This is a genomic window from Pseudomonas sp. Au-Pse12, assembly GCF_021341665.1.
Taxonomy (GTDB): domain Bacteria; phylum Pseudomonadota; class Gammaproteobacteria; order Pseudomonadales; family Pseudomonadaceae; genus Aquipseudomonas.
This window is the reverse complement of sequence record NZ_JAJTTH010000013.1, coordinates 139375-159572: the sequence shown is the minus strand read 5'-3', so window position 1 is coordinate 159572 and position 20198 is coordinate 139375. Positions and strand designations below refer to the sequence as shown.

Annotated in this window: 20 protein-coding genes; 7 read left to right on the top strand and 13 right to left on the bottom strand. The window is 65.0% G+C overall.

Translation table 11 applies throughout. The annotated features are described in order from the left end of the window. Positions 1-174 precede the first annotated feature (174 nt). The 5 genes from LXM55_RS28825 to LXM55_RS28805 form a co-directional block, all read right to left on the bottom strand. Positions 175-633 (bottom strand): GNAT family N-acetyltransferase, encoded by a 459-nt coding sequence (locus LXM55_RS28825; RefSeq protein WP_233323517.1) that lies wholly within the window; start codon positions 631-633, stop codon positions 175-177. A gap of 129 nt (positions 634-762) precedes the next feature. Beyond that, entirely contained in the window at positions 763-1881 is a 1119-nt protein-coding gene (locus LXM55_RS28820; RefSeq protein ID WP_233323516.1) for an agmatine deiminase family protein, read from the bottom strand. 122 nt (positions 1882-2003) lie between these two features. Continuing rightward, positions 2004-3125 carry an extracellular solute-binding protein gene (locus LXM55_RS28815; RefSeq protein WP_233323515.1) on the bottom strand — a complete coding sequence of 374 codons (1122 nt, stop codon included), beginning with the start codon at positions 3123-3125 and terminating at the stop codon, positions 2004-2006. Between the two features lies 1 nt (position 3126). Continuing rightward, positions 3127-4035: an N-carbamoylputrescine amidase gene (aguB, locus tag LXM55_RS28810; RefSeq protein ID WP_233323514.1), complete on the bottom strand. Its 909-nt coding sequence runs from the start codon at positions 4033-4035 to the stop codon at positions 3127-3129. After that, positions 4032-5090 carry an agmatine deiminase family protein gene (locus tag LXM55_RS28805; protein ID WP_233323513.1) on the bottom strand — a complete coding sequence of 353 codons (1059 nt, stop codon included), beginning with the start codon at positions 5088-5090 and terminating at the stop codon, positions 4032-4034. Before LXM55_RS28805 ends, aguB begins: the two co-directional genes overlap by 4 nt. A gap of 137 nt (positions 5091-5227) precedes the next feature. Here LXM55_RS28805 and LXM55_RS28800 point away from each other — a divergent pair, with 137 nt between their 5' ends. Beyond that, positions 5228-6097, top strand: a complete 870-nt coding sequence (locus LXM55_RS28800) for a LysR family transcriptional regulator (RefSeq protein ID WP_233323512.1) — start codon at positions 5228-5230, stop codon at positions 6095-6097. Between the two features lie 103 nt (positions 6098-6200). Next, positions 6201-6815: a LysE family translocator gene (locus tag LXM55_RS28795; RefSeq protein ID WP_233323511.1), complete on the top strand. Its 615-nt coding sequence runs from the start codon at positions 6201-6203 to the stop codon at positions 6813-6815. Between the two features lie 15 nt (positions 6816-6830). Here LXM55_RS28795 and LXM55_RS28790 read toward each other — a convergent pair whose 3' ends face one another. Next, the gene (locus tag LXM55_RS28790; RefSeq protein WP_233323510.1) at positions 6831-7712 is read right to left on the bottom strand and encodes a LysR family transcriptional regulator; all 882 of its coding nucleotides are present in this window, start codon (positions 7710-7712) and stop codon (positions 6831-6833) included. 124 nt (positions 7713-7836) lie between these two features. On the opposite strand from LXM55_RS28790, the gene LXM55_RS28785 reads away from it, so the two are divergent. From LXM55_RS28785 to LXM55_RS28765, 5 genes are all read left to right on the top strand, one after another. Then, entirely contained in the window at positions 7837-8364 is a 528-nt protein-coding gene (locus LXM55_RS28785; protein ID WP_233323509.1) for a GNAT family N-acetyltransferase, read from the top strand. 109 nt (positions 8365-8473) lie between these two features. Then, positions 8474-9184: a FadR/GntR family transcriptional regulator gene (locus LXM55_RS28780; RefSeq protein WP_233323508.1), complete on the top strand. Its 711-nt coding sequence runs from the start codon at positions 8474-8476 to the stop codon at positions 9182-9184. 115 nt (positions 9185-9299) lie between these two features. Further along, complete coding sequence (gene lhgO / locus LXM55_RS28775; protein ID WP_233323507.1) at positions 9300-10493, top strand: L-2-hydroxyglutarate oxidase; 1194 nt, start codon at positions 9300-9302, stop codon at positions 10491-10493. Between the two features lie 153 nt (positions 10494-10646). Continuing rightward, positions 10647-11975, top strand: a complete 1329-nt coding sequence (locus LXM55_RS28770; RefSeq protein ID WP_233323506.1) for an MFS transporter — start codon at positions 10647-10649, stop codon at positions 11973-11975. Between the two features lie 86 nt (positions 11976-12061). Further along, positions 12062-12859, top strand: coding sequence for a nucleotidyltransferase domain-containing protein (locus LXM55_RS28765; RefSeq protein ID WP_233323505.1), 798 nt, complete (start codon positions 12062-12064; stop codon positions 12857-12859). Between the two features lie 70 nt (positions 12860-12929). Here the strand turns inward: LXM55_RS28765 and LXM55_RS28760 are convergent, their stop codons facing one another. The 7 genes from LXM55_RS28760 to LXM55_RS28730 form a co-directional block, all read right to left on the bottom strand. After that, a complete protein-coding gene (locus tag LXM55_RS28760; RefSeq protein ID WP_233323504.1) occupies positions 12930-13712 on the bottom strand; it encodes a DeoR/GlpR family DNA-binding transcription regulator in 783 nt (260 codons plus the stop codon). A gap of 107 nt (positions 13713-13819) precedes the next feature. Further along, complete coding sequence (locus tag LXM55_RS28755) at positions 13820-14482, bottom strand: HAD family hydrolase (protein WP_233323503.1); 663 nt, start codon at positions 14480-14482, stop codon at positions 13820-13822. Between the two features lie 77 nt (positions 14483-14559). Next, complete coding sequence (locus LXM55_RS28750) at positions 14560-15978, bottom strand: UbiD family decarboxylase domain-containing protein (RefSeq protein ID WP_233323502.1); 1419 nt, start codon at positions 15976-15978, stop codon at positions 14560-14562. Between the two features lie 18 nt (positions 15979-15996). Then, the gene (locus LXM55_RS28745; protein ID WP_233323501.1) at positions 15997-17250 is read right to left on the bottom strand and encodes an MFS transporter; all 1254 of its coding nucleotides are present in this window, start codon (positions 17248-17250) and stop codon (positions 15997-15999) included. Positions 17251-17306: 56 nt separating this feature from the next. Next, positions 17307-18518, bottom strand: coding sequence for a phosphoribosyltransferase family protein (locus LXM55_RS28740; RefSeq protein ID WP_233323500.1), 1212 nt, complete (start codon positions 18516-18518; stop codon positions 17307-17309). After that, the gene (gene trpD / locus LXM55_RS28735; protein WP_233323499.1) at positions 18515-19561 is read right to left on the bottom strand and encodes an anthranilate phosphoribosyltransferase; all 1047 of its coding nucleotides are present in this window, start codon (positions 19559-19561) and stop codon (positions 18515-18517) included. Before trpD ends, LXM55_RS28740 begins: the two co-directional genes overlap by 4 nt. Further along, on the bottom strand, positions 19558-20187 hold the full coding sequence (locus LXM55_RS28730) for a cysteine hydrolase family protein (RefSeq protein WP_233323498.1): 630 nt from the start codon (positions 20185-20187) through the stop codon (positions 19558-19560). The genes trpD and LXM55_RS28730 overlap by 4 nt, the downstream gene beginning before the upstream one ends. Positions 20188-20198 lie beyond the last annotated feature (11 nt).

Sequence of the window (20198 nt, the reverse complement as noted above, 5' to 3'; positions counted from 1 at the left end):
ACCGAGCCCCAGCGAGGGGCCGTATGGAGGGGCAAGACTTTTTGGTTCCTTTTGTGTCGTTTGACAAAAGGGACTCGCTGTAAGAGCGAAACCGCCAGTGGCCGTGACCGCAACAACGGATATGTACCCCGTCAACCTCGCCACAAAGGCGAAACCGCCAGCCCCCCCTCCGCCTTACAACTCCATCCGATACTCAATAACCCCCGGCTTGTACGCCACCCAGTCATACAACCGCTGCGCCCGCTCGTTGCTTTCCTGGGTATGCCAATACAACCGCCCACACTGCCGTTCCCGGGCAAACGCCTGCACCCACTCGATCAACAGCTTCCCCGCCCCGCTGCCGCGAATCGACGGGGCCACGTACAGGTCTTCCAGGTAGCAGAAGTCGCTGACAGCCCAAGTCGAACGGTGCACCACCAGGTTGACGAAGCCGATCACTTCATCACCCTGCACCGCCACGGCCGAATACATCGGTTCCTGCGAATCAAGGAAACGCTCGAACGTGGTGCGACTGACCGCTTCGCTCAGCGTCACTTGATAGAAATCCTGATAGGCCAGCCACAGCGGCAACCATTGCTCGTAATCCCCTGGCTGAATCGCCCGTACCGTCACCGAAGGTTGTTGATCGCTCATTGCGCGCTCCTCTTGATCATCCACACCGGGATCAGCCCCGGTCATTGAAGAGCGCGCAGGTTAGTGCCTGAGTGGTGGGTTTTATCAGGCCAATTCAATCATCATTGCCAGACCACTTCATGGAGTGCCTCAAACCTCGGGCAGTTGATGGGTCACGCAATGAATCCCGCCTCCGCCTGCCGCAATCGCGTCGATGTCCAGCGCGATGATCTGCCGCCCGGGGTACAGGCTGGCGAGCAGGCCGTGGGCCTTGGCGTCGGCTGCCCGGTCGCCGAACTGTGGGGCGATCACCGCGCCATTGATCACGAAGTAGTTGATGTAGCCGGCGGCGAAATCCGGGTTGCCGCGGCTGAAGCGGTTCTGTCGTGGGTTCAGTGGTGGCGACAGGGTGTGCACTTGCAGCGCGCGGCCGTCGGCGTCGCGGGCGGATCGGAGGATCTCCAGGTGCTTGAGGGTCACTTGGTGGTCGTAGGATTCGGGGTCGTTGTCCAGGTTGGCCACTACCACTCCCGGTTTGACGAAGCGGGCGTAGAAGTCGACGTGGGCGTCGGTGATGTCGTGGCCCTTGATCCCCGGCAGCCAGATAATCTTGCGCAGGCCGAGGCAAGCCTTGAGTTCCTCTTCGACCTCGGCCTTGCTCCAGCCAGGATTGCGGTTGTCGTTGATCCAGCTGCTTTCGGTCATGATCCCGGTGCCGTGCCCGTCCACTTCGATGCCGCCGCCTTCGCCCACCAGTTCGCTGCGCCAGTAGCGGGCAGCGGCGGCGTCGGCCATCTGGCGCGCCAGTCGGGCGTCCTTGGCGTGGCGCTGTTTGTTGCCCCAGCCATTGAAGTTGAAATCCACCGCACCCAATCCACCTTGAGCATCAACGACGAAGTTGGCGCCGATGTCGCGCATCCAGATGTCGTCCAGCTCGGTGCTGACAAAGGTGATGTTGTGCGAACCGCAGAGTTGCTCCGCCAGGCCGCGTTCCTGCGTCCGGCAGAACAGGGTCAGCGGTTGATAGGCGGCAATCGCCCGGGCAATGCGTCCCTGGGCTTGCTGCACGTCGCCGGTGAGGTCCTCCCAGATGGCGTCCTGGGCACCGAAGGCCATGAAGGCCCGCTGCTGGGGCTCGCCTTCATCGGGCAGGTAGCCGTTGTCCTGCTCGCGGGCCTGGGCACTGCGCGGACCCAGGCCGAGGGTGGTCATGGCGGCGACACCGGCCAGCAGCGAGGCCTGTTTGATCAGTTGACGTCGGGTGGGCATTGGGCGGTTCTCTTGTCGAAGGCGTTGCATGAAAAGGTTCGGGGTTCGGCGCGGGCCTTCGCCAGCAAGCCGGTTCCTACCAGTGTAGGAGCCGGCTTGCTGGCGAAGCGCATGGCGCCCGGTCAGTGGCGGGCAGCGGTGGCCGTCTTGAACTGGGTCCAGGTGCGCATGCGCGCCCGCATGTCGGCCTGAGGGATGTCGCGGCCGGGAATCAAGCGTTCGAAGGTGGCGACATCCGGGTAGATATCCGGGTTGTTGCGCATCTGCGGATCGACCGCCGGCCGCGCCTTGGCATTGGCCGTGGGGTAACCGGTGAAGTTGCTGATGGCCGCCATGTTCTGTGGCCGCGTGACGAAGTTGATGAAGGCATAGGCGTATTCCGGGTGCCGGGCATCCTTGGGGATCGCCAGGGTGTCCATCCACACCGTGGTGCCCTCCCGGGGGATGCGGTACTGGAATTCGACCGGCTTGCCCGCCGCGTCGGCGGCGCGCTGGGCCTGGGTCATGTCGCCGCTGTAGCCCAGGGACAGGCACAGGTTGCCGTTGACCAGGTCGGTCACCGGCTGCGACTGGAACTTGCGGATATAGGGCCGCAGCTTGCCCAGCAGCTCGCTGGCCGCCTGCAGATCCTCGGGCCGGGCGCTGCGCGGGTCGCGCCCCAGGTAGTTGAGCGTCACCGCCAGCACTTCGTCCGGCGAATCGATCAGCGAGATCCCGCAATCGGCGAAGCGCGCCGCCAGTTCCGGCTTGAACAGCAGGTCCAGGCTGTTGACCGGCGCATCGGGCAGGCGCTGGGCGATCTGCCGGGCGTTGTAGGTCAGGCCGATGGTGCCCCAGGTGTAGGGCACCGTGGCCTGGCTGGCGCGCGGGTACTGGGCCCGCAGTCGCTGCAGGCCGGGCTCGATATCGTCCTGCCCGGTCAGCTTGCTCGGGTCCAGAAGCTGCAGGCTGCCAGCACGCATCAGGCGCTCGGCCACGGTATCGCCGGGGAAGATCAGGTCGTAGCCGCTGCCGCCGGTCATCAGCTTGGCCTCCAGCACCTCGCTGCCCTCCATCACGTCGTAGATCACCTTGATCCCGGTTTCGGCGGTGAAGCGCGCCAGGGTGTCCGCGGCGAAATAGTCGGCCCAGTTGTACAGGCGCAGGGTCTTGTCCTCGGGGTCGGCCTGGGCCTGGAGCGCGGCCAGGGTCAGGGCCAGCACACCAGCGCAATGGCGTTTGCCGCGCTTGCCTATGGTTCGCATGTCATGCCTCCCGGCCGTTCCAGCGTGAATGAAGGTGTTGCCCGTCAAGACTCAGCAGCGGCCCGTACATCTCGGGCCGGCGGTCGCGGAAGATGCCCCAGGTGCGGCGCTCCTCGGCCATGGCAGCCAGATCCAGGGGCTGCAACAAGACCCCGCTGCTGTCGCGGTCGGCCTCGGCCAAGAGCCGGCCCTTGTGGTCGCAGATAAACGACGAGCCGTAGAAATCCATGTGCAAGGCCGGGTCGCTGGTTGCCACTTCATGACCGACGCGGTTGGCCGCCACCACCGGCAGCAGGTTGGCCGCGGCATGCCCGCGCATGGTCATCTGCCAGTGGTCCCGCGAGTCCAGGCCGGCGCTGCCCGGCTCACTGCCGATGGCGGTGGGGAACAGCAACACTTCGGCGCCCTGCAAGGCCAGGCAGCGGGCGGTCTCGGGGAACCACTGGTCCCAGCAGATGCCGATGCCCAGTCGGCCGAAGGCCGTGTCCCAGACCCGGAAACCGGTGTCGCCGGGGCTGAAGTACTCCTTCTCCTGATACCCCACGGCGTTGGGAATATGGGTCTTGCGGTACACCCCCAGCAGGCGGCCGTCGGCATCGGCGACGCTCAGGGAATTGAAATAGGCAGTGCCGGCCCGTTCGAACCAGCTCAGGGGCAGCACCACCCCCAGCTCCCCGGCCAGGGCGGCGAAACGCTGGAGCACCTGGCTCTGGGCATATTCCTCGGCCAGCGCCAGGTGCCGGTGCTGCTGCTCGATGCAGAAGTACGGGGTGGCGAACAGCTCTTGCAGGAGAATCACCTGGGCGCCGCGGGCCGCCGCCTCGCGCACCAGCTGTTCGGCGCGTTCGAGGTTGCCCGGCAGATCCCAGGTGCAGGGCATCTGGGTGGTGGCGACGATCAACCGGCTCATGCCTGCACCTCCAGCGGCCACTGCGGCTGCTGCTGGGTGATGCAATGCACGCCACCGCCGCCGTGGGCCAGGTGGTTGATCCGCACCGGCACCACTTGCCGCCCGGGGAAGGCCCGGGACAGCACCTGGGCCGCTTCCTCGTCGGCGGCGATGCCATAGGCCGGCATGATCACCGCGCCATTGGCCAGGTAGAAGTTGGTGTAGGAGGCGCAGAACACCTCGGCCTGGCTGTCCACCGCGGCGCTGGCCTCGAACAGCTCGATCAGTTCGAAGCGGCGGCCCTGGGCATCCCGGGCCAGCTCCAGCGCACGGCGGTTCTCGCGCACCACTTCGGCGTAGACCGAGCCCTGATCGTGGGTCGCGTCCACCAGCAAGACACCCGGGCGAGCAAAGGCACAGATCCCGTCGACATGGCCGTCCGTCATGTCGCCGGTGACATGGTCCGGGTCCCCCGGCAGCCAGATGGTCTTCTGCACCCCCAGCAGGCGCTGGAAGATCGCCTCGATCTCGGCCTTGCTCAGGCCCGGGTTGCGATTGCGGTTGAGCAGCACCGATTCGGTGGTGATCAGGGTGCCCTCGCCGTCCACGTGGATGGCCCCGCCTTCATTGGCCAGGGGCGTACCGAAGCAGGCCAGCCCCAGATCGTCGAGCAGGCGCCGGGCCAGGCTGCGGTCCAGGTCGTGGGCCGATTTGTCGCCCCAGGCATTGAAGCGCCAGCTGACGCCGGCCAGCCCCTGCTGCGGATGGACGATGAAGGTCGGGCCGGAGTCGCGGCACCAGCTGTCATTCACTGGCTGCACGACCAGCTGAATATTGCCGGCGCACAGCGCCCGGGCACTGTCCAGGGCGGCCGGGTCCACCACCAGTTTCACCGGTTCAAAGCGCGCAATGGCATTGGCCACCCGGGCGAAATCCGCTTGCACCTCGGCCAGGGTCACGCCCCAGACCGACTCCCACAAACCCTGGTTGTGTGGCCAGACCATCCAGGTCGCGGCGTGGGTAACCCACTCGGCCGGCATCCTCCAGGCGGGGTGTTGAGTGTCATTGCTGAGCATGGGCCTTGCACCTCTCAAGTAAGGTTTTGTTATCAATCGAACAACACGGTCGATCCTTGGCGCCCATGCTATGGCTTTGAAAAAACCGCAACAAACGATAGATTTAGCCCATTTCTGATTAGCAGGGCTTATCAATCATGTTGAAACACTGGCCTCCACTGAACGCCCTGCGCGGCTTCGAAGCCGCTGCGCGCCTGGGCAGCTTTCACCAGGCGGCGCAGGAGCTGCACCTCACGCAATCGGCCATCAGCCAACAGATCCGTAGCCTGGAAAGCTTTCTCGAACAACCACTGTTCTACCGCAGCGGGCGCAGCGTCACCCTCACCGACGCCGGGCACGACCTGCGCAGCACCACCCAATCGCTGCTGCAACAACTGGCGGTGGGCATCCGCCGCCTGGAGCAGTACCGCAAGCCCAACCAACTGGTGGTCAACACCAGCCCGGCCTTCGCCCGCCACTGGCTGCTGCCGCGCCTGGGGGAATTCCATCGCCTGCACCCGGAAGTCGACCTGTGGCTGTTCACCAGCTTCGAACCGCCGGACATGAGCACCCAGACCATCGACCTGACCCTGCGCGACGACTTGAGCGCCCAGGCCGAATGCAGCCACCTGGAGCTGTACAGCGATCGCCTGTACCCGGCCTGCCACCCCAGCGTGCTGGAACAGCCCGAGGCGCTGCGCACCACCTTGCATGGCGAGCGGGAGATGGACTGGAGCCATTGGCTGGTGGAAGGCGGCGCCGACATTGGCCAGCGCAGCAACGGCCTGAATTTCTCCGACCCGGGCCTGTTGCTGGACGCCGCCTGCGCAGGCCACGGCATTGCCCTGGTCAGCCAGTTGCTGACCCAGCAGGCCCGGGCCCAGGGCTTGCTGGCCCCGTTGTGCGAACAGAGCGTGCGCGGCCCGACCTGGGCCTGGCTGATTCATCGCGACAGTGAAGGCAGCCCGCTGACCCGCAGCTTCTGCGAGTGGCTGCTGGGCGCCTTGCAAGCCCCGGCCGAGGCATGAGCGGCGGCTGCAAAACCGCTTTGCATTTCTGCCGCTAACCCCGCGCATGGCAGCGCCTTAAGCTGGCGCCGGTGCAATCCGCATCGCCTTCCAGGAGCCGCCCGTGCCCCCGACCCACGACATCAACTGGCCGTTGTGGCTGTCCACCATGCTGCCCATGGCCCTGAGCGCCGGGCCCGGCAACCTGATGGTGGCCAGCTCCGGCGCCCGCAGCGGCGTGCGCCGCTCGCTGCGCTTTATTCTCGGCCTCGACCTGACTTACTGGCTGCTGGCCCTGCTGGTGGGGCTGGGGCTGTATCACAGCCTCGCGGCGCAACCGCAATGGCTGTGGGGCCTGCGGATGGCCGGCAGCCTGTACATTTTCTGGCGCGGCCTGCGCCTGTTGCTGCGCTCGCGGGGCTTGTCCGCCGCGCCGGACGCGCCCCTGGGCTTTCGCGATGGCGTGGTGCTGCAACTGGGCAATGTGCAGGGCCTGGTGATGCTGCTGGTGATGTTCTCGACCTTCAGCCCGGGCACCGACGCCGGCAGCGCCGTGGTGCTGGTGCTGAGCGCCGCGCTGATCGCGGTCAATCTGTTCGGCCACCTGCTCTGGGCCAGCCTGGGCTCCAGCCTGCAGGTGCTGATGCGCGACCGACCGAGGTTGCTGGTGGCGCAGAATGCCCTGTTCGGCTTGCTGCTGATGGCGGTGGCCGTGTGGATCTTCCTGCGCGGCGCCTAGTGCGCCCGTCGCCCTTCAGCCGGCCTGCAGCCCGTGACGCACCAGCAGCTCGCAGAGAAACCTCGCCACCTGCTCGACCCGCTCCTGGCCCTGGGTCGCCTGGTTGCGCAACAGCCAGATATCCGCGCGGTGAACCGGGGTCTGGGGCAATACCCGGTGCAGGCCCAAAGGCTCTGCGATATAGGCCGGCAAGGCGGCAATCCCCAGCCCCGCCTGCACCGCCTTAAGCTGCGCTTCCAGGTTGCCGGTGCGCATCCACAGCGGCTGGCCGCCGCTGAGCTGGTCCAGCCAGCGGGCCAGGGGCAGGTGTTCCAGGGCCTGGTTCCAGCCGATCAGCGAATGCTGGCCCAGGTCCGCCGGTTTCTCGGGGCAGCCATGGGCCGAGGCATAACCTGGGGAACAGAACAGTGCCTGGGTCAGCTCGCCGACCCGGCGCAGGGTGAAGTTGCCGGCCTCCGGCCGCTGCAGGCGCAGCAGCAGATCACTGTGGCTCTGGGTGAGCTTGACCGAGCGCGCGGCATTGACGAAGTCGAAGCTGATCTGCGGGTGCTGCACGCGAAACTGCGCCAGTGCGGGAATGATCAGGTGGCTGCCCATCAGCTCCGGGCAGTCGATGCGCACCACCCCCGCCATGCGCGCACCGGGCTGTGACATCTGGCGTTCCATCAAAAGCAAGCGCTCTTGCGTCTCCAGGGCCATGGGCAGCAGGGCCTGGCCGGCTTCGGTGAGGAAATAGCCCTGGGTGGTCTTCATGAACAGCAGGGTGTTCAAGGCCTGCTCCAGCACCAGGATCTTGCGCGAGACCGTCGAGGTGGAGACCTTCAGCGCCTGCCCCGCGTCGGTGATGTTGCCGGCATTGGCCACAGCGATGAAAAACCGCAGATCGTCCCAGTTCACGTTTACCTGCCCTATCCCTGAAAACCCAGGCCCGGGATCTTATGCGAAATTACCAGTGCGGCGGTCAGACTTTTCTCCGGTAAAGTGCCCTAGATCTTTCCTGCCCATGGACCGGGAGCCCCTCATGCTGGAACTGCACACTGACCGCCTTCACCTGCGCCCCTTGAACGCCCATGACTGGGAGCTGTTTCTGACCCTGCACAGCGACCCGGACAACCTGCGCTATGTCTGCGACCCGCTGTCCCGGGCCCAGATCGAGGAGCGCTTCACCTCGCGCCTGCCCCGCTGGGACCTCGACTCGACACACTGGCTGTGCCTGGTGATCCGCGACCGCGAGAGCGGCGAGGACCTGGGCTTCACCGGCCTGCGGACCCACGACAGGGACGCCGCCGAAGCCGAAGTCGGCTACCTGCTGGCCCCTCGTCACCAAGGCCGGGGCGTGGCCGCAGAGTCGCTGCGCGGGCTGATGGAGTACGCCCGCCAGCACCTGGGCATCAAGCGCCTGGTGGCCACCGTCACCGACGGCAATGCCGCCTCCTGCCAGGTCCTGGAAAAGTGCGGTTTCGTCTTCCTGCGCCGTGACGAACGCGCCTTTCGCAGGGGCGGCGAGGACTTCGACGACCTGATTTTCAGCTGCCCGCTGACAGCCTGAAGCCGGATTCGCCACAACGGCCCTGCCCTTGCACCGTGGTTTTTTCTTGACAGTGAAAAAACTCAACGGCTATTGTCTGACAACCTGACTTCCACGGTTTTTCCTTCCCATGCTTGAACTCCAGCGACCTGACTCCCTCGTTGTCCGCGTGGTCAACGCGATCCGCAGCGAGATCGATTCCGGCCGCCTGGCCCCCGAATCACGCCTGCCGACCGAGCAGCAACTGGCCGAGCAGCTGAACGTCAGCCGCTCGGTGATTCGCGAAGCCATTGCCCAGCTCAAGGCCGACGGCGTGCTGATCGCCCGGCGTGGCCTGGGTTCGTATATTTCCAAGACCCCGGCCGGCACCGTGTTCCGTTTTCCCCAGGGCAACGGGCGCTTGCCGGACCTGGCGCAGATGTTCGAGATGCGCCTGTGGATCGAGACCCAGGCCGCGTCGATCGCCGCCCAGCGCCGGGACGCCAGCGACCTGCAACGGATGCAGCAGGCGCTGCAGGAAATGCACGACAAGCGCAGTGATTTCGAAGCCGCGGGGCTGGCCGACGTGGAGTTTCACCGGGCCATCGCCGAGGCCAGCAAGAACGACTACTTCGTGGCCTTCCATGATTTTCTGCGCAGCCAGCTGACCAGTGCCCGCAAGGCCGCCTGGGAGAACTCGGCGCTGCGCATGGTCGGCGGTTCCGCCGATGCCACCCAGGAACACCAGGCGTTGTACCAGGCGATTGCCGCCGGTGACCGCCAGGCCGCGGCCGGTTGCGCCGACGCCCACTTGCGCGCCGCGGCCAAGCGCCTGGGCCTGGAGTTGCCCACTACGGATTAAGCACAGCGGCAGGCTTGAGGCTTCAAGCGCTGCGCCGCGGGATTTTGTCGGATTAGTTAGTCTGACAACCTGATAACCAGACCGAAACAGATTAGAGCCAAGGTATCCAAGAACAATGACTTACGACTTTTGCATCATCGGCGGCGGCATCGTCGGCCTGGCCACGGCGATGGAGATCCTGAAGCGCCAGCCCGGCGCTTCGCTGGTCATCCTGGAAAAGGAAAACGTCCTGGCCAAGCACCAGACCGGGCACAACAGCGGGGTGATCCACGCCGGCATCTACTACGCGCCGGGCAGCCTCAAGGCCGACCTGTGCAAGCGCGGGGCCGAGGCCACCAAGCAGTTCTGCCGCGAGCACGGGATCAAGTTCGAGGTCTGCGGCAAGGTGCTGGTGGCGTCCAATGCCCTGGAGATGGAGCGCATGGAAGCCTTGTACCAGCGCTCGCAACAGAACGGCCTGAAGGTCGAGCGCCTGGATGCCGAGCAACTGCGCCAGCGCGAACCGAACATCGTCGGCCTCGGCGGGCTGTTCCTCGACGCCACCGGCATCGTCGACTACCGCGAAGTCTGCGAAACCATGGCCCGGGTGATCCGCCGCGAGGGCGGCGAGATCTGCCTCAGCCAGACCGTCACCGCGATCCAGGAAAACGCCGACAGCGTCACCGTCAGCAGCCACGGCGGCAGCTGGCGGGCGAAGAAGCTGGTGGCCTGCGCCGGCCTGCAATCGGACCGCCTGGCGGTGATGGCCGGGGTGAAGATCGACCACCAGATCATCCCCTTCCGTGGCGAGTACTTCCGGCTGCCGGCGGCGAAGAACAACATCGTCAATCACCTGATCTACCCGATCCCCGACCCGGAGCTGCCGTTCCTCGGCGTGCACCTGACCCGCATGATCGATGGCAGTGTCACCGTCGGCCCCAACGCGGTACTGGGCCTGGGCCGGGAGAACTACCGGAAGTTCTCCATCAACTGGCGTGACGTGGCGCAGTACGCCAGCTTCCCCGGGTTCTGGAAAACCATCTGGCAGAACCTGGGCTCCGGCACCACCGAGATGAAGAACTCGCTGTTCAAGTCCGGCTACCTGGAGCAGTGCCGCAAGTACTGCCCATCCCTGCAAGTGGAGGACCTGCTGCCCTATGAAGCGGGGATCCGCGCCCAGGCAGTGATGCGTGACGGCAGCCTGGTGCACGATTTCCTGTTCGCCGAAACCCCGCGCATGTTGCACGTGTGCAACGCGCCCTCGCCCGCCGCCACCTCGGCGATTCCCATTGGTTCGATGATTGCCGACCGGATTTTCCAGGCCACCTGAAACACCCCGCGTCACGCCTTTGCGGTGCAGCGCCCAGGCTCTGCCAAGCGCGCCACGTGTCGCCGAAACAGCCCGCGGCCGCCCTTGGGGCGCGTCGCGCATGGCTCGCGTCAACTCGACAATAAATACAATGATTCATGAGGAAGTACGGAAATGAGCGCAGTTGAAACCAGCAGTACTGCAGCGGAAACCCCGCAACAGACCCAGAAACGTTTGCGCAAGGTCGCGGCGGCCACCATCTTCGGCTCGATGCTGGAGTGGTACGACTTCTACCTCTACGCGACCATGGCGGCCATCGTCTTCTCGAAGATCTTCTTCGATAACAGCAACCCGAAAAGCGCCACGCTGATGGCCTTTTCGACCTTTGCCATCGGCTTCATCGCCCGCCCCTTCGGCGGCATCCTGTTCGGCTACCTGGGCGACAAGTTCGGCCGCAAGCAGGTGCTGGTGCTGACCTTCTGCCTGATGGGCGTGTGCACCGCGCTGATCGGCCTGATCCCCAGCTACGCCTCGATCGGCATCTGGGCGCCGATCCTGCTGGTGGCGATCCGCATCATCCAGGGCCTGGGCGCCGGTGCCGAGCTGTCCGGCGCGGCGGTCACTTCCTATGAACACGCCAGCGAAGGCAAGCGTGGCAGCCAGGGCGCCTGGCCCGCACTGGGGCTGAACCTGGGCCTGTTGCTGTCGTCGCTGACCATCTACCTGCTGACCATCAACGGTAACGAGTTCCTTCTGGCCGGCGGCTGGCGCATTCCGTTCGTCTGCAGCATCGTCCTGGTGGCCGTGGGCCTGTGGGTGCGCAACAGCATTCCGGAAACCCCGGAGTTCAAGGAACTGAGCCAGGAACAGCAGCAGGCCAAGGCCTCGCCGCTCAAGGCGCTGCTGCAGAATGACCTCAAGGGCCTGGCCGTGGTGTTCTTCGTCGCCATTGGCTACAACGCCCTGAGCTACATCTTCAAGACCTTCTCCCTGGCCTACCTGACCCAGTACAAGAACGTCGATGTGCACGTCACCTCGCTGTCGGTGACCATCGCCAGCCTGATCGCCATCGTCGCCGTGCCGTTCTTCGGCTGGCTGTGCGACAAGTGGAGCAGCAAGGCGGTGCTGGTGCTCGGCGGTGTGTTCTCGCTGCTGTTCGCCTACCCGTTCCTGGCCCTGCTCAACACCGGTGAAAGCCTGATGATCTACATCGCCATCGGCGTCGGCACCGGCATCCTGGCACCGATGATGTTCGCGCCCCAGGGCTCGTTCCTCAGCCGCCAGTTCCCCACGGCAACCCGCTCTTCGGGCTTTGGCACCGGACGTGAAATCGGCACCGCGATTGCCGGCGGCCTGGCGCCACTGGGTGCGCTGTCGCTGGTCACCGCTTCGGCCACCCACTCCACCGATGGGGTGGTGATCATCCTCGCGTTCGCCGCCGTGCTGGTGGTGCTGTTCGCCCTGTGCGACCAGGGCCGCAAGCACTCAGCGTTCAAGAACTGACAGCCGGTTGAACCCTCCACAGCGCCCCTGGCGGCCTGTGGAGACTCTGCTAAGGTGGCCGCTGCATTCGAATCACGGGCCACCCCATGCAATCCAGTAGCGTATTCGGCGTCGATGCCGATGGCTTGATCACCGTTCCCGCCGAACCGCCCTTGCAGGCCGAATACCACGACGTGCTCGATGACCTGCGCGCCACCTTGAGCGACCCGCTCAGCCCATCGCTGCACAGCCTCTATCTGTACGGCAGCGTCGCCCGTGGCACCGCCAGGGCCCATGCTTCCGACCTGGACCTGTGCCTCATCCTGCAACACCCCGCCACCCCGCAGCAGCTGCGCCACCTGGAGCAGCTGCGCCAGGCGCTGCAAGCGCGGCACCCGCGGGTGTCGAAGATCGATTTCGACATCGGCCACCTGGCCCAGGTGCTGGCCGCGGAAAACCTCGACAGCTGGGGCTATTGGCTCAAGCATCATTGCCGCTGCCTGTCCGGCGAGGACCTGCGCCGGCGCTTTGCACCCTTCAGGCCCAGCCGGAACATTGCCCTGGCAGTGAACGGCGACTTCCAGAGGGTGCTCGATGACTACGCCGAGCGCCTCGAGGGCGAGCGCCAGCCCGCGGAAATTCTGCGCCTGCAACGCGAGGCATCCCGCAAACTCATTCGCGCCACCAACCTCTTGCGCGCAGAACAGGAGCCGAGCTGGCCTCACAGCCTGGATGAGCATGTCCGCCTGTTCGTACAGCGTTACCCCGAAATGGCCGTGCCCATCGCCGAGTTCCGCCAGGCTGCCGAAGCCAGGGTCCCCGCCAGTGCCGGTTTCAGCCGCCGCCTGCGGCAGATGGTGCAGTGGATGGCCGCAGAACGAATCCACCCGCGAGCCAGGATCTAACCCAGGGACCGACAACGCCCCCGGCCATTGCGGCCCCCGGGCCGCGTGCCGTGAACAGCCCCAGGGCCGGTCAAGCCAGCAGCACCTCGATTCCCAGCTGCCGATAGCCCTGGATATCCACCTCAGGCACTTCCCGCTCGGTGACCAGCCGCTGCAGGCGCTGGCACGGCACCACCACAAAGGGCTCCATGGCGCCCAGCTTGTCGGCGGTGGTCACGGCAATCACCTCGGCGGCACTGTCGAACATCGCCTGCTTGATCGGCACTTCATCGAAATGCAGGGAGCTGATGCCGATTTCCGGGTGAATCGCGCAGACCCCGGTGAACATCAGGTCGGCCTTGATCCCCTGGATCATCCGCAGCGCTTCATGACCGCTGGCGGACAGGGTGGCCGGGTTGAGCTGGCCGCCCACGAGAATCACCTTGACCCCGGGGTATTCGGCCAGGGCCACGGCAATCATCGGCGAGGCGGTGACCGCGGTCAGGCGGATATCGGCCGGCAGGGACTGGGCGATATGCAAGGTGGTGGAACCGGAATCGAACAGCACCGTCTGGCCGTCTTTCACCCACTGCACGGCAAACTGCGCCAGACGCCATTTCGCCTCGCTGGTTTCGGCCACCCGAGTGAAGTAGTCCTTGCCGCTGTCCTTGGGCCGCGGCAGCGCGCCGCCATGGACCCGCTGCACCAGGCCATTGGCATCCAGCTCGGCGAGGTCGCGGCGGATGGTGTCTTCGGAAACGGCGAAATGCCGGCTCAGCTCGGCGGCCATGACCTTGCCGTCGCGTTCCAGCAACAGCAGGATTTTCTGCCGGCGCAGGGAGGGCAGCTCGGCTGCCGGATGAAGGTTTTGCATGCTTGTGCCCGCTCTTGCGTGTTTTTGCGAGGTTAGCCAGGCAGCCGGGCAAACACAACCTCTGCCGCAAGCCCCCCGAGCCTCCAGGCAAACCTGCACCCGCCCTTCTAACGCATGATCTGCAGCAGGTCCTGCGGGGCCTGGATAACAAAGTCCGGGGAGAGCCCTTGTGCAGCTGCCGCTTGCCCATAGCCATACGCGGCCCAGCAACTTGGCGCACCGATGTTGCGCGCATAGTGCAGATCAACCTCGGTATCGCCAACCACCAGCACCTGCTCACTGCTTTGATGGCCGATCAAGGGTTGTATCTGCGCCAGAAAGCTTGCCGGTTGCGGCTTCGGCGGACGCTCGTCGACGGCCGCAATCACCTCGCGGAAATAGTGCCGCAGGCGATAGTGCTCCAGGCTGACCAGAACCGACGCCAGGCCTTTGTTGGACACGATAAACAGCTCGATGCCATGGTGCTGCGCATGCTGCAGCACCGCCTCGACCCCCGGATAGGGTGCACTGTGCGCCACCCCGAGCCCGCCGTTGTAGAGACTCCGGTAATCAGCGATCCATTCCTCCAGCAGCCCGGCGTTCCCCTCGGGCACGAGCCGGCGAAGCATTGGCGCGAGTGCCAGCCCCTGGTCAATCACCGCATCCACCGCGGCCCCCTCGAATGCCGCCACGCCACGACGCTCCGTCAACTGCGCAAGGGTCAGCCGGATAGCCTGGCGGGTATCAAACAGGGTGCCATCGAAATCCATCAGCAAGGTGCAATAGCGCATGGCGCGACACGCTCTCCAGGTTGATAAAGACCCGGGCTGCACCGGGCCGCTGTGGGTTCACGAACGCCACCGCCGAGTCAGCAGAACGCCCGGCGAAAGCGTGCCCTGAGGCTGAAGGGCACCGTGCAATCGAGGACGCTCTTGCGGGTGAAACCTTCAGGTTCGGCCGAACAATAGAGCGACGACTGACTGGGATCCAGGGGGGTGCCGCGCAACGCCCGAGTGCTGTGAATATCCCTGTCGGCGCGAAACCTTGTGGACATCGCCCACATCACATCCTCGATCGAGTACGGGTTGACGTCGGCATCCACCAGTACCAGGTTCTTGGTGGCAGCAATGTGCTCAAGCAGCACTTCGGCGATTGCCCGCACGCGTTCGTCATCGGCTTCACAGCGTTTGAGGACCTGGATGACCGTCAACAAATGCCCGCCCCCCGCCGGTTGCGCGACGATCTCCCGCACCAGCGCGCCCACCCCCTGCTCCTGCAACAGACGGAAAATCGACGCTTCCTGCCCCGCCCCCAACAGCTCCGACTGCTCCCGACCAGGCCCTGAGAGCGCCTGATAGAGGGCGCCGGGCCTGTGGGTCAGCGCGCTGACGTGCAGGGTCGAGACCTCGCCACAGGGGGAGAAATAGCCCAGGTACTCCGGCATGGAGAGTGCCTCGCCATCGGGCCCCGCCGGCGATTCGAACTCCTTCTCGGCCCCTAGCGTTGCTTCGATCACGATCTCGGCATGGTCGATAAACCGGCCGCTGTTGGTCAGGCAAGGCGCGAGTTCGACGCCGCGCCCACGCAGGGCGCCGTAGACCCCCAGTTCGTCATCGCCAAAGGCCAGGGCCGGTTTGCTCAGCGCCGCGGCCAGGTAGATGGCCGGGTCCAGGCCGATATTGATCGAGACGGGCAGGCGCTGGCCGCGGGCGACATGAATGTCGATCAAGCGCTGCAGGTGCCCGCCGGGGAAGATCGCAATCGCCACCGACCCGGGCTTGAGGGTGATGCGATGCACCGAGCAATTGGCGGCCCCGGTCTGCTCATCGCGGGCATACACCAGGCCCAGCGTCACCGTCGGCCCCGGATCGCCCGGGGCACAGGTCAGCGCTGGTAGCAAGGCATGCAAGTCGGGATGCTCCACCACTGCCCGCGCTGATGCCTGAGCTCGACAAACCGGCGCACGCGGCGCCGCGATCGCCCGGTGAATCAGCCCGGCGTTGCTCAGGCGCTCACCATCGCGAGCAGCGGGGTCGAGGTAGAACGCTGTTCTGGCACGGCTGCCAAACAGCCCCAGCAGCACGGGAAACACTCCGGTTTTCGGCCGTTCGTACAACCGCAACGGCTGCTCGGCGCTCATCCACGAGTTGAAGGGCGTTCGATACGAAGCCAGGTAGTGGTCGAGCAGATCCAGATGCGGATCCAGCGCCTCATCGACGCGCACCAGGTTATGCCCGGCGTGCTCAAGCGCGCTCAGGGCCGAGCGCAGGTCATAAATCTCCAACACCTTCTACCTCCATTGCGCTCAAGACCGCAGTGTTTCGGCAGCCAGGGGCGGCGGCCCGCTCTGGCGACCGGCGATCAGGATGAAGAGCACCGACAGCAGCGCACAGATGGCCCCCAGCAGGATGGACGCGGCATAGCCCTGATACAGGTCGAAAAGCAGCCCGCCGAGGCTGCCTCCCACTAGGGCCGCAACACCTACCGAGGTATACAGCGCACCGAGGATCGCCCCCAGGTTCTGGGTGCCGAACCAGGTGGCCGCCACCGACGGGTAGAGCGCAATGCATCCGCCATTGGCCACGCCAAACAGCACGGCAAACAGCGCCAGCGCCACAAAACCCTGGGCATTGACCCAGAACAGGTTGAGGAGGACCAGCGCGCAGGTCAGCACCAGCAGTAGACGGCGAGCGCCGATGCGGTCGCCGATGGTGCCCAGAAACAGCCTTCCAGCCACATTCCCCACACCGATCAAGCCGATCAACAGGTTGGCCTGGGTAGCGGACAGGGCGTATTGCTGGGCATAGGGGTTGATGTGCACCAAGGCGATAAAGAGCCCCACCGAACCGCAGAATATCGCCCCGAAGTACCACCAGAACCGCGCGCTGACGAGGGCTTCGGCCAGGCGCATGCCACTCGCATGGCTGGCTGGTGGCCCGCTGCTGCCGGCACTCGGTTGATCACCGTCCGGCAGCAGGCCGAGTTCCTGTGGCTGGCTTCTGACCAGCAGCGCCACCCAGAGTCCGGCCACGAGGATGACCAGGGCGAAGAGGCGCATGGTGGTTTCCCAGGAGAAATGCTGCATCAACAGACCGGCCGCCAGTGGCCCGACAAAGGTCCCCACGCCGGTTCCCGCCAGCGCGATCCCCGAGGCCTTGCTGCGGTTTCTGACGAACCAGCGCTGAACGGCGGTGACCGTAGGCACATAGACCAGGCCCACCCCCAGACCGACCAGGGAACAGAAGGCGGCGATAAACCACTGCAACGACCCCGAGGCCATGCTGCTGACGAAAAAACCCAGGGCCAGCAGCACCACCCCGGCACTCACCACCCGGCGTGTCGAGATCCGGTCGGCCAGCGCACCTGAGACCACCCCAAGCGCGTAGTAGATGAACGCGGTGAGGGAAAAGACCGAGGCCACGGAAAACCGCCCGGCATCGAAATTGGCCTGCAGCTGGGAAAAGAAGGCGCCGAAGGAATAGGCGGCGCCGAAGATCAGCGCCAGCAGTACGTGCGCCGCAAAGACCACGTACCAGCCCGGGAATAGCTTGGTTTGCATATCTGTTTCCTCTCGGATCAAGTGACGCGAACCCGGTATTGCAACGACCGGATCGGTTAGTAGGCGATGCTGACCACGCTCGAGCTGTGCCCCGTGACCTGCACCCGAACCAGCGTCTTTACCGTCAACCCGGTGGCGTGCCTGACGCGCTCGACACCGGCGTAATCAACCTTCTCCGCCACGCAGACCACCTGCTCGACGGTGGCGCCCGCCTGTCGCACGGCCTCGATCAAGCCGATAAGCGTGCCCCCGGTACTGATCAGGTCGTCGACGATAATCACCCGATCGCCCGGCTCCACCCCGTTGAGGTACAGCTCACCGGAGACATACTCGCAATCGAAACCGACCTTGACCTGTCCCTCCAGCCCCGAGGGGTACCAACGGGCGATACCGAAGGGCAGCCCGGATTGCAGCGCCACAGCAGCCAGCAGCACACCGCCCTTGTCTTCCTCGCCCACCAGCTTCATTCCCGGAGCAAAGTCGCAGGCGTCGCACACCCGTTGCGCAGCCACCCGCAACAGGGCGGCCGGGGTCGCCGGCACCTGCTCGGTCAATGAGTTGATCAGGAACTGCCGGCCATTGATCTCGACCAGCGGGCGCTGGTGAAAGGCCTCGTGCAGCAGGTCGACCGCGCCGTCGTTGCCTGCCGGGGCCTGGTCCAGCTCTCTGACCGCCGCGACAAACCCGCGCATTTGCGCCGGGTCCTTGTTCCGTGCGCTCGCCGCGACACCGCTGCTGACATCAACCCCGGCGGGGTTCAGGCATGCCATCACCTGCTGCACATTGCCCGCGTTCAAGCCACCGGCAACAATCACCGGCCGTGAAAAAGCCTGAGGCTGCAACAGCGACCAGTCAAAACGCTGCCCGGTCCCGCCGTCCTGCCCCAGGACATGGCTGTCGAAAAGATACGCACTCACGTCGTAGGCGTTGATCCGCGCCACATCCACCTGGCTGCCGATGCGGAACCCCTTGATCACCGGCAGGGGGATTTTCTGGCAGTAGTCGTTGGTTTCGGCCCCTTGCAGCTGGACCATCGAAACCCCCGTATAGGTGATCAGTTCCAGCAGCGAATGCAGGGGTTCATCGACAAACACAGCGACCGTGCAAATGAATGGCGGCAGCTTTTCGACAATGCTGCGAACCACCTCCGGGCTGACCTGGCGAGGGCTTGGCGAGAACACAAAACCCAGCGCATCGGCCCCTGCATCAATCGCCGCCAGCGCATCTTCCAACGAGGTGATGCCGCAAATCTTTATGGTTGTTTTCATCGTCCCTGCCCCAAAAAAACCTGAAATCCCTGGTATGCCTTTCCCGACTCGATGGCATGTCGAGCCAGCTCTGCACCTTCCATAAAACCTTCGGCCTTGCCGCTCAACACCAGCAGCGCACTGGCGGCAACGATCGCCGCATCGCTGCAAGGTCCATGCTCGCCCCCCAGGATTGCGGCACAGAGTTGCGCGTTGCGCTCGGGGCCGCCGCCTGCGAGATCCGCCATGCAACAGGGCGCAACACCGAAATCCCGGGGCTGCGTGCTGAACGTTCTGATGACCCCATGGCGCACGTGAGTGATCAGGGTTTCACCCACGCAACTCACTTCATCGAGCCCGTCGACCCCATGCACCACGAATGCCTGTTCCCGGCCGATACTGACCAGCGTGCGCGCCAGCAGATCCAGATGAGCCGGACGGGCGACACCGACCAGCTGCCGCTTGACCCGGGCCGGGTGCACCAGCGGCCCTACCAGATTGAACAGGCTGCGGATGCCCAGCTCACGGCGGATTGCGCCGAGGCGCGGGGCAAAGCGATGACTGCTGGAGGTGGCGACAAAGGCAAAATTGCAGGCGGCCAGGTCGGCACTGACCTGCTCCTGAGTGCTGCTGCGCTCGAGGTCCACGCCCAGTGCCGCGATCATGTCGCTGCTGCCGCACTGGCTGGTCACGCTGCGGTTGCCGTGCTTGATCACCGGCACCCCGGCGGCCGCGACAATAAAGGCTGCCGTGGTGGAAATATTGAAGGTGCCGGCGCGATCACCGCCCGTGCCGCCAATATCGATGGCCGTGTCGAAGCCGGTCTGCAGCGGTGGGCTGCGACTGAGAATCGCGTCGATCGCCCCCGCCAGCTCATCTGCGGTCTCGCCCTTGCGACTCAGGGCCACCAGCGTTGCGGCGATTTGCAGGTCACTGAATTGAAGATTGAGAATCGCCTCGACCACGGCCCTGGCTTCAGGCCTGGACAGATCGCCCCCCTCCTCCACCAGTACCCGAATCAGCTGTTTGTAGTCGACCTTGTGCCCAAGGCCTTGCCCCGTCATACCGGCTCCTCCAGGGTCGCTCGGGCCTGGCAGGCGGCCTGCAATTGCTGCATGAGCACCTCCAGCGGCAGCACGCGGCCAAGGACATAGCCGATATGCTCCAGAGCCGCGACATGCCGTGCTTCGCTGGTGCCCGCCACGCACTCGCGCGGGACCAGCACCCGATAATCCAGCTGCAAGGCATCCTGGGCCGTGGCGCGCACGCAGACATCGGTGGCCACCCCGGTGAGGATCAGCGTATCGACGCCCAGCCCCTTGAGCAGCAGGTCAAGATCCGTGGCGAAAAAGCCGCTGTAGCGGCGCTTGACTAGAACGAAATCGCTGTCATGCGGCAGCAGTTCTTCGATGATCTGCTGTCCCCGCGTGCCCTCGAGGCAATGCTCGGTTTCGCCATATTCGAGCTCCAGCCCGAAATCGATCCTTTGCTTGCGGTGAGATTCCTGGGTGTAGATCACCGCAATGCCTGCGGTCCTCGCCAACGCCGTCAGTGCGTGAATATTCGCGATGATGTCCTGTGCCCCCTTGCAGCTGATAGGGGCGTCGGCATCGACAAAGTCGTGCTGCATATCAATCACCAGAACGGCGACTGTGGGCTGTTTTCCAACAGCCGCAAAAAATGACGTCACGGTGTTTCCCC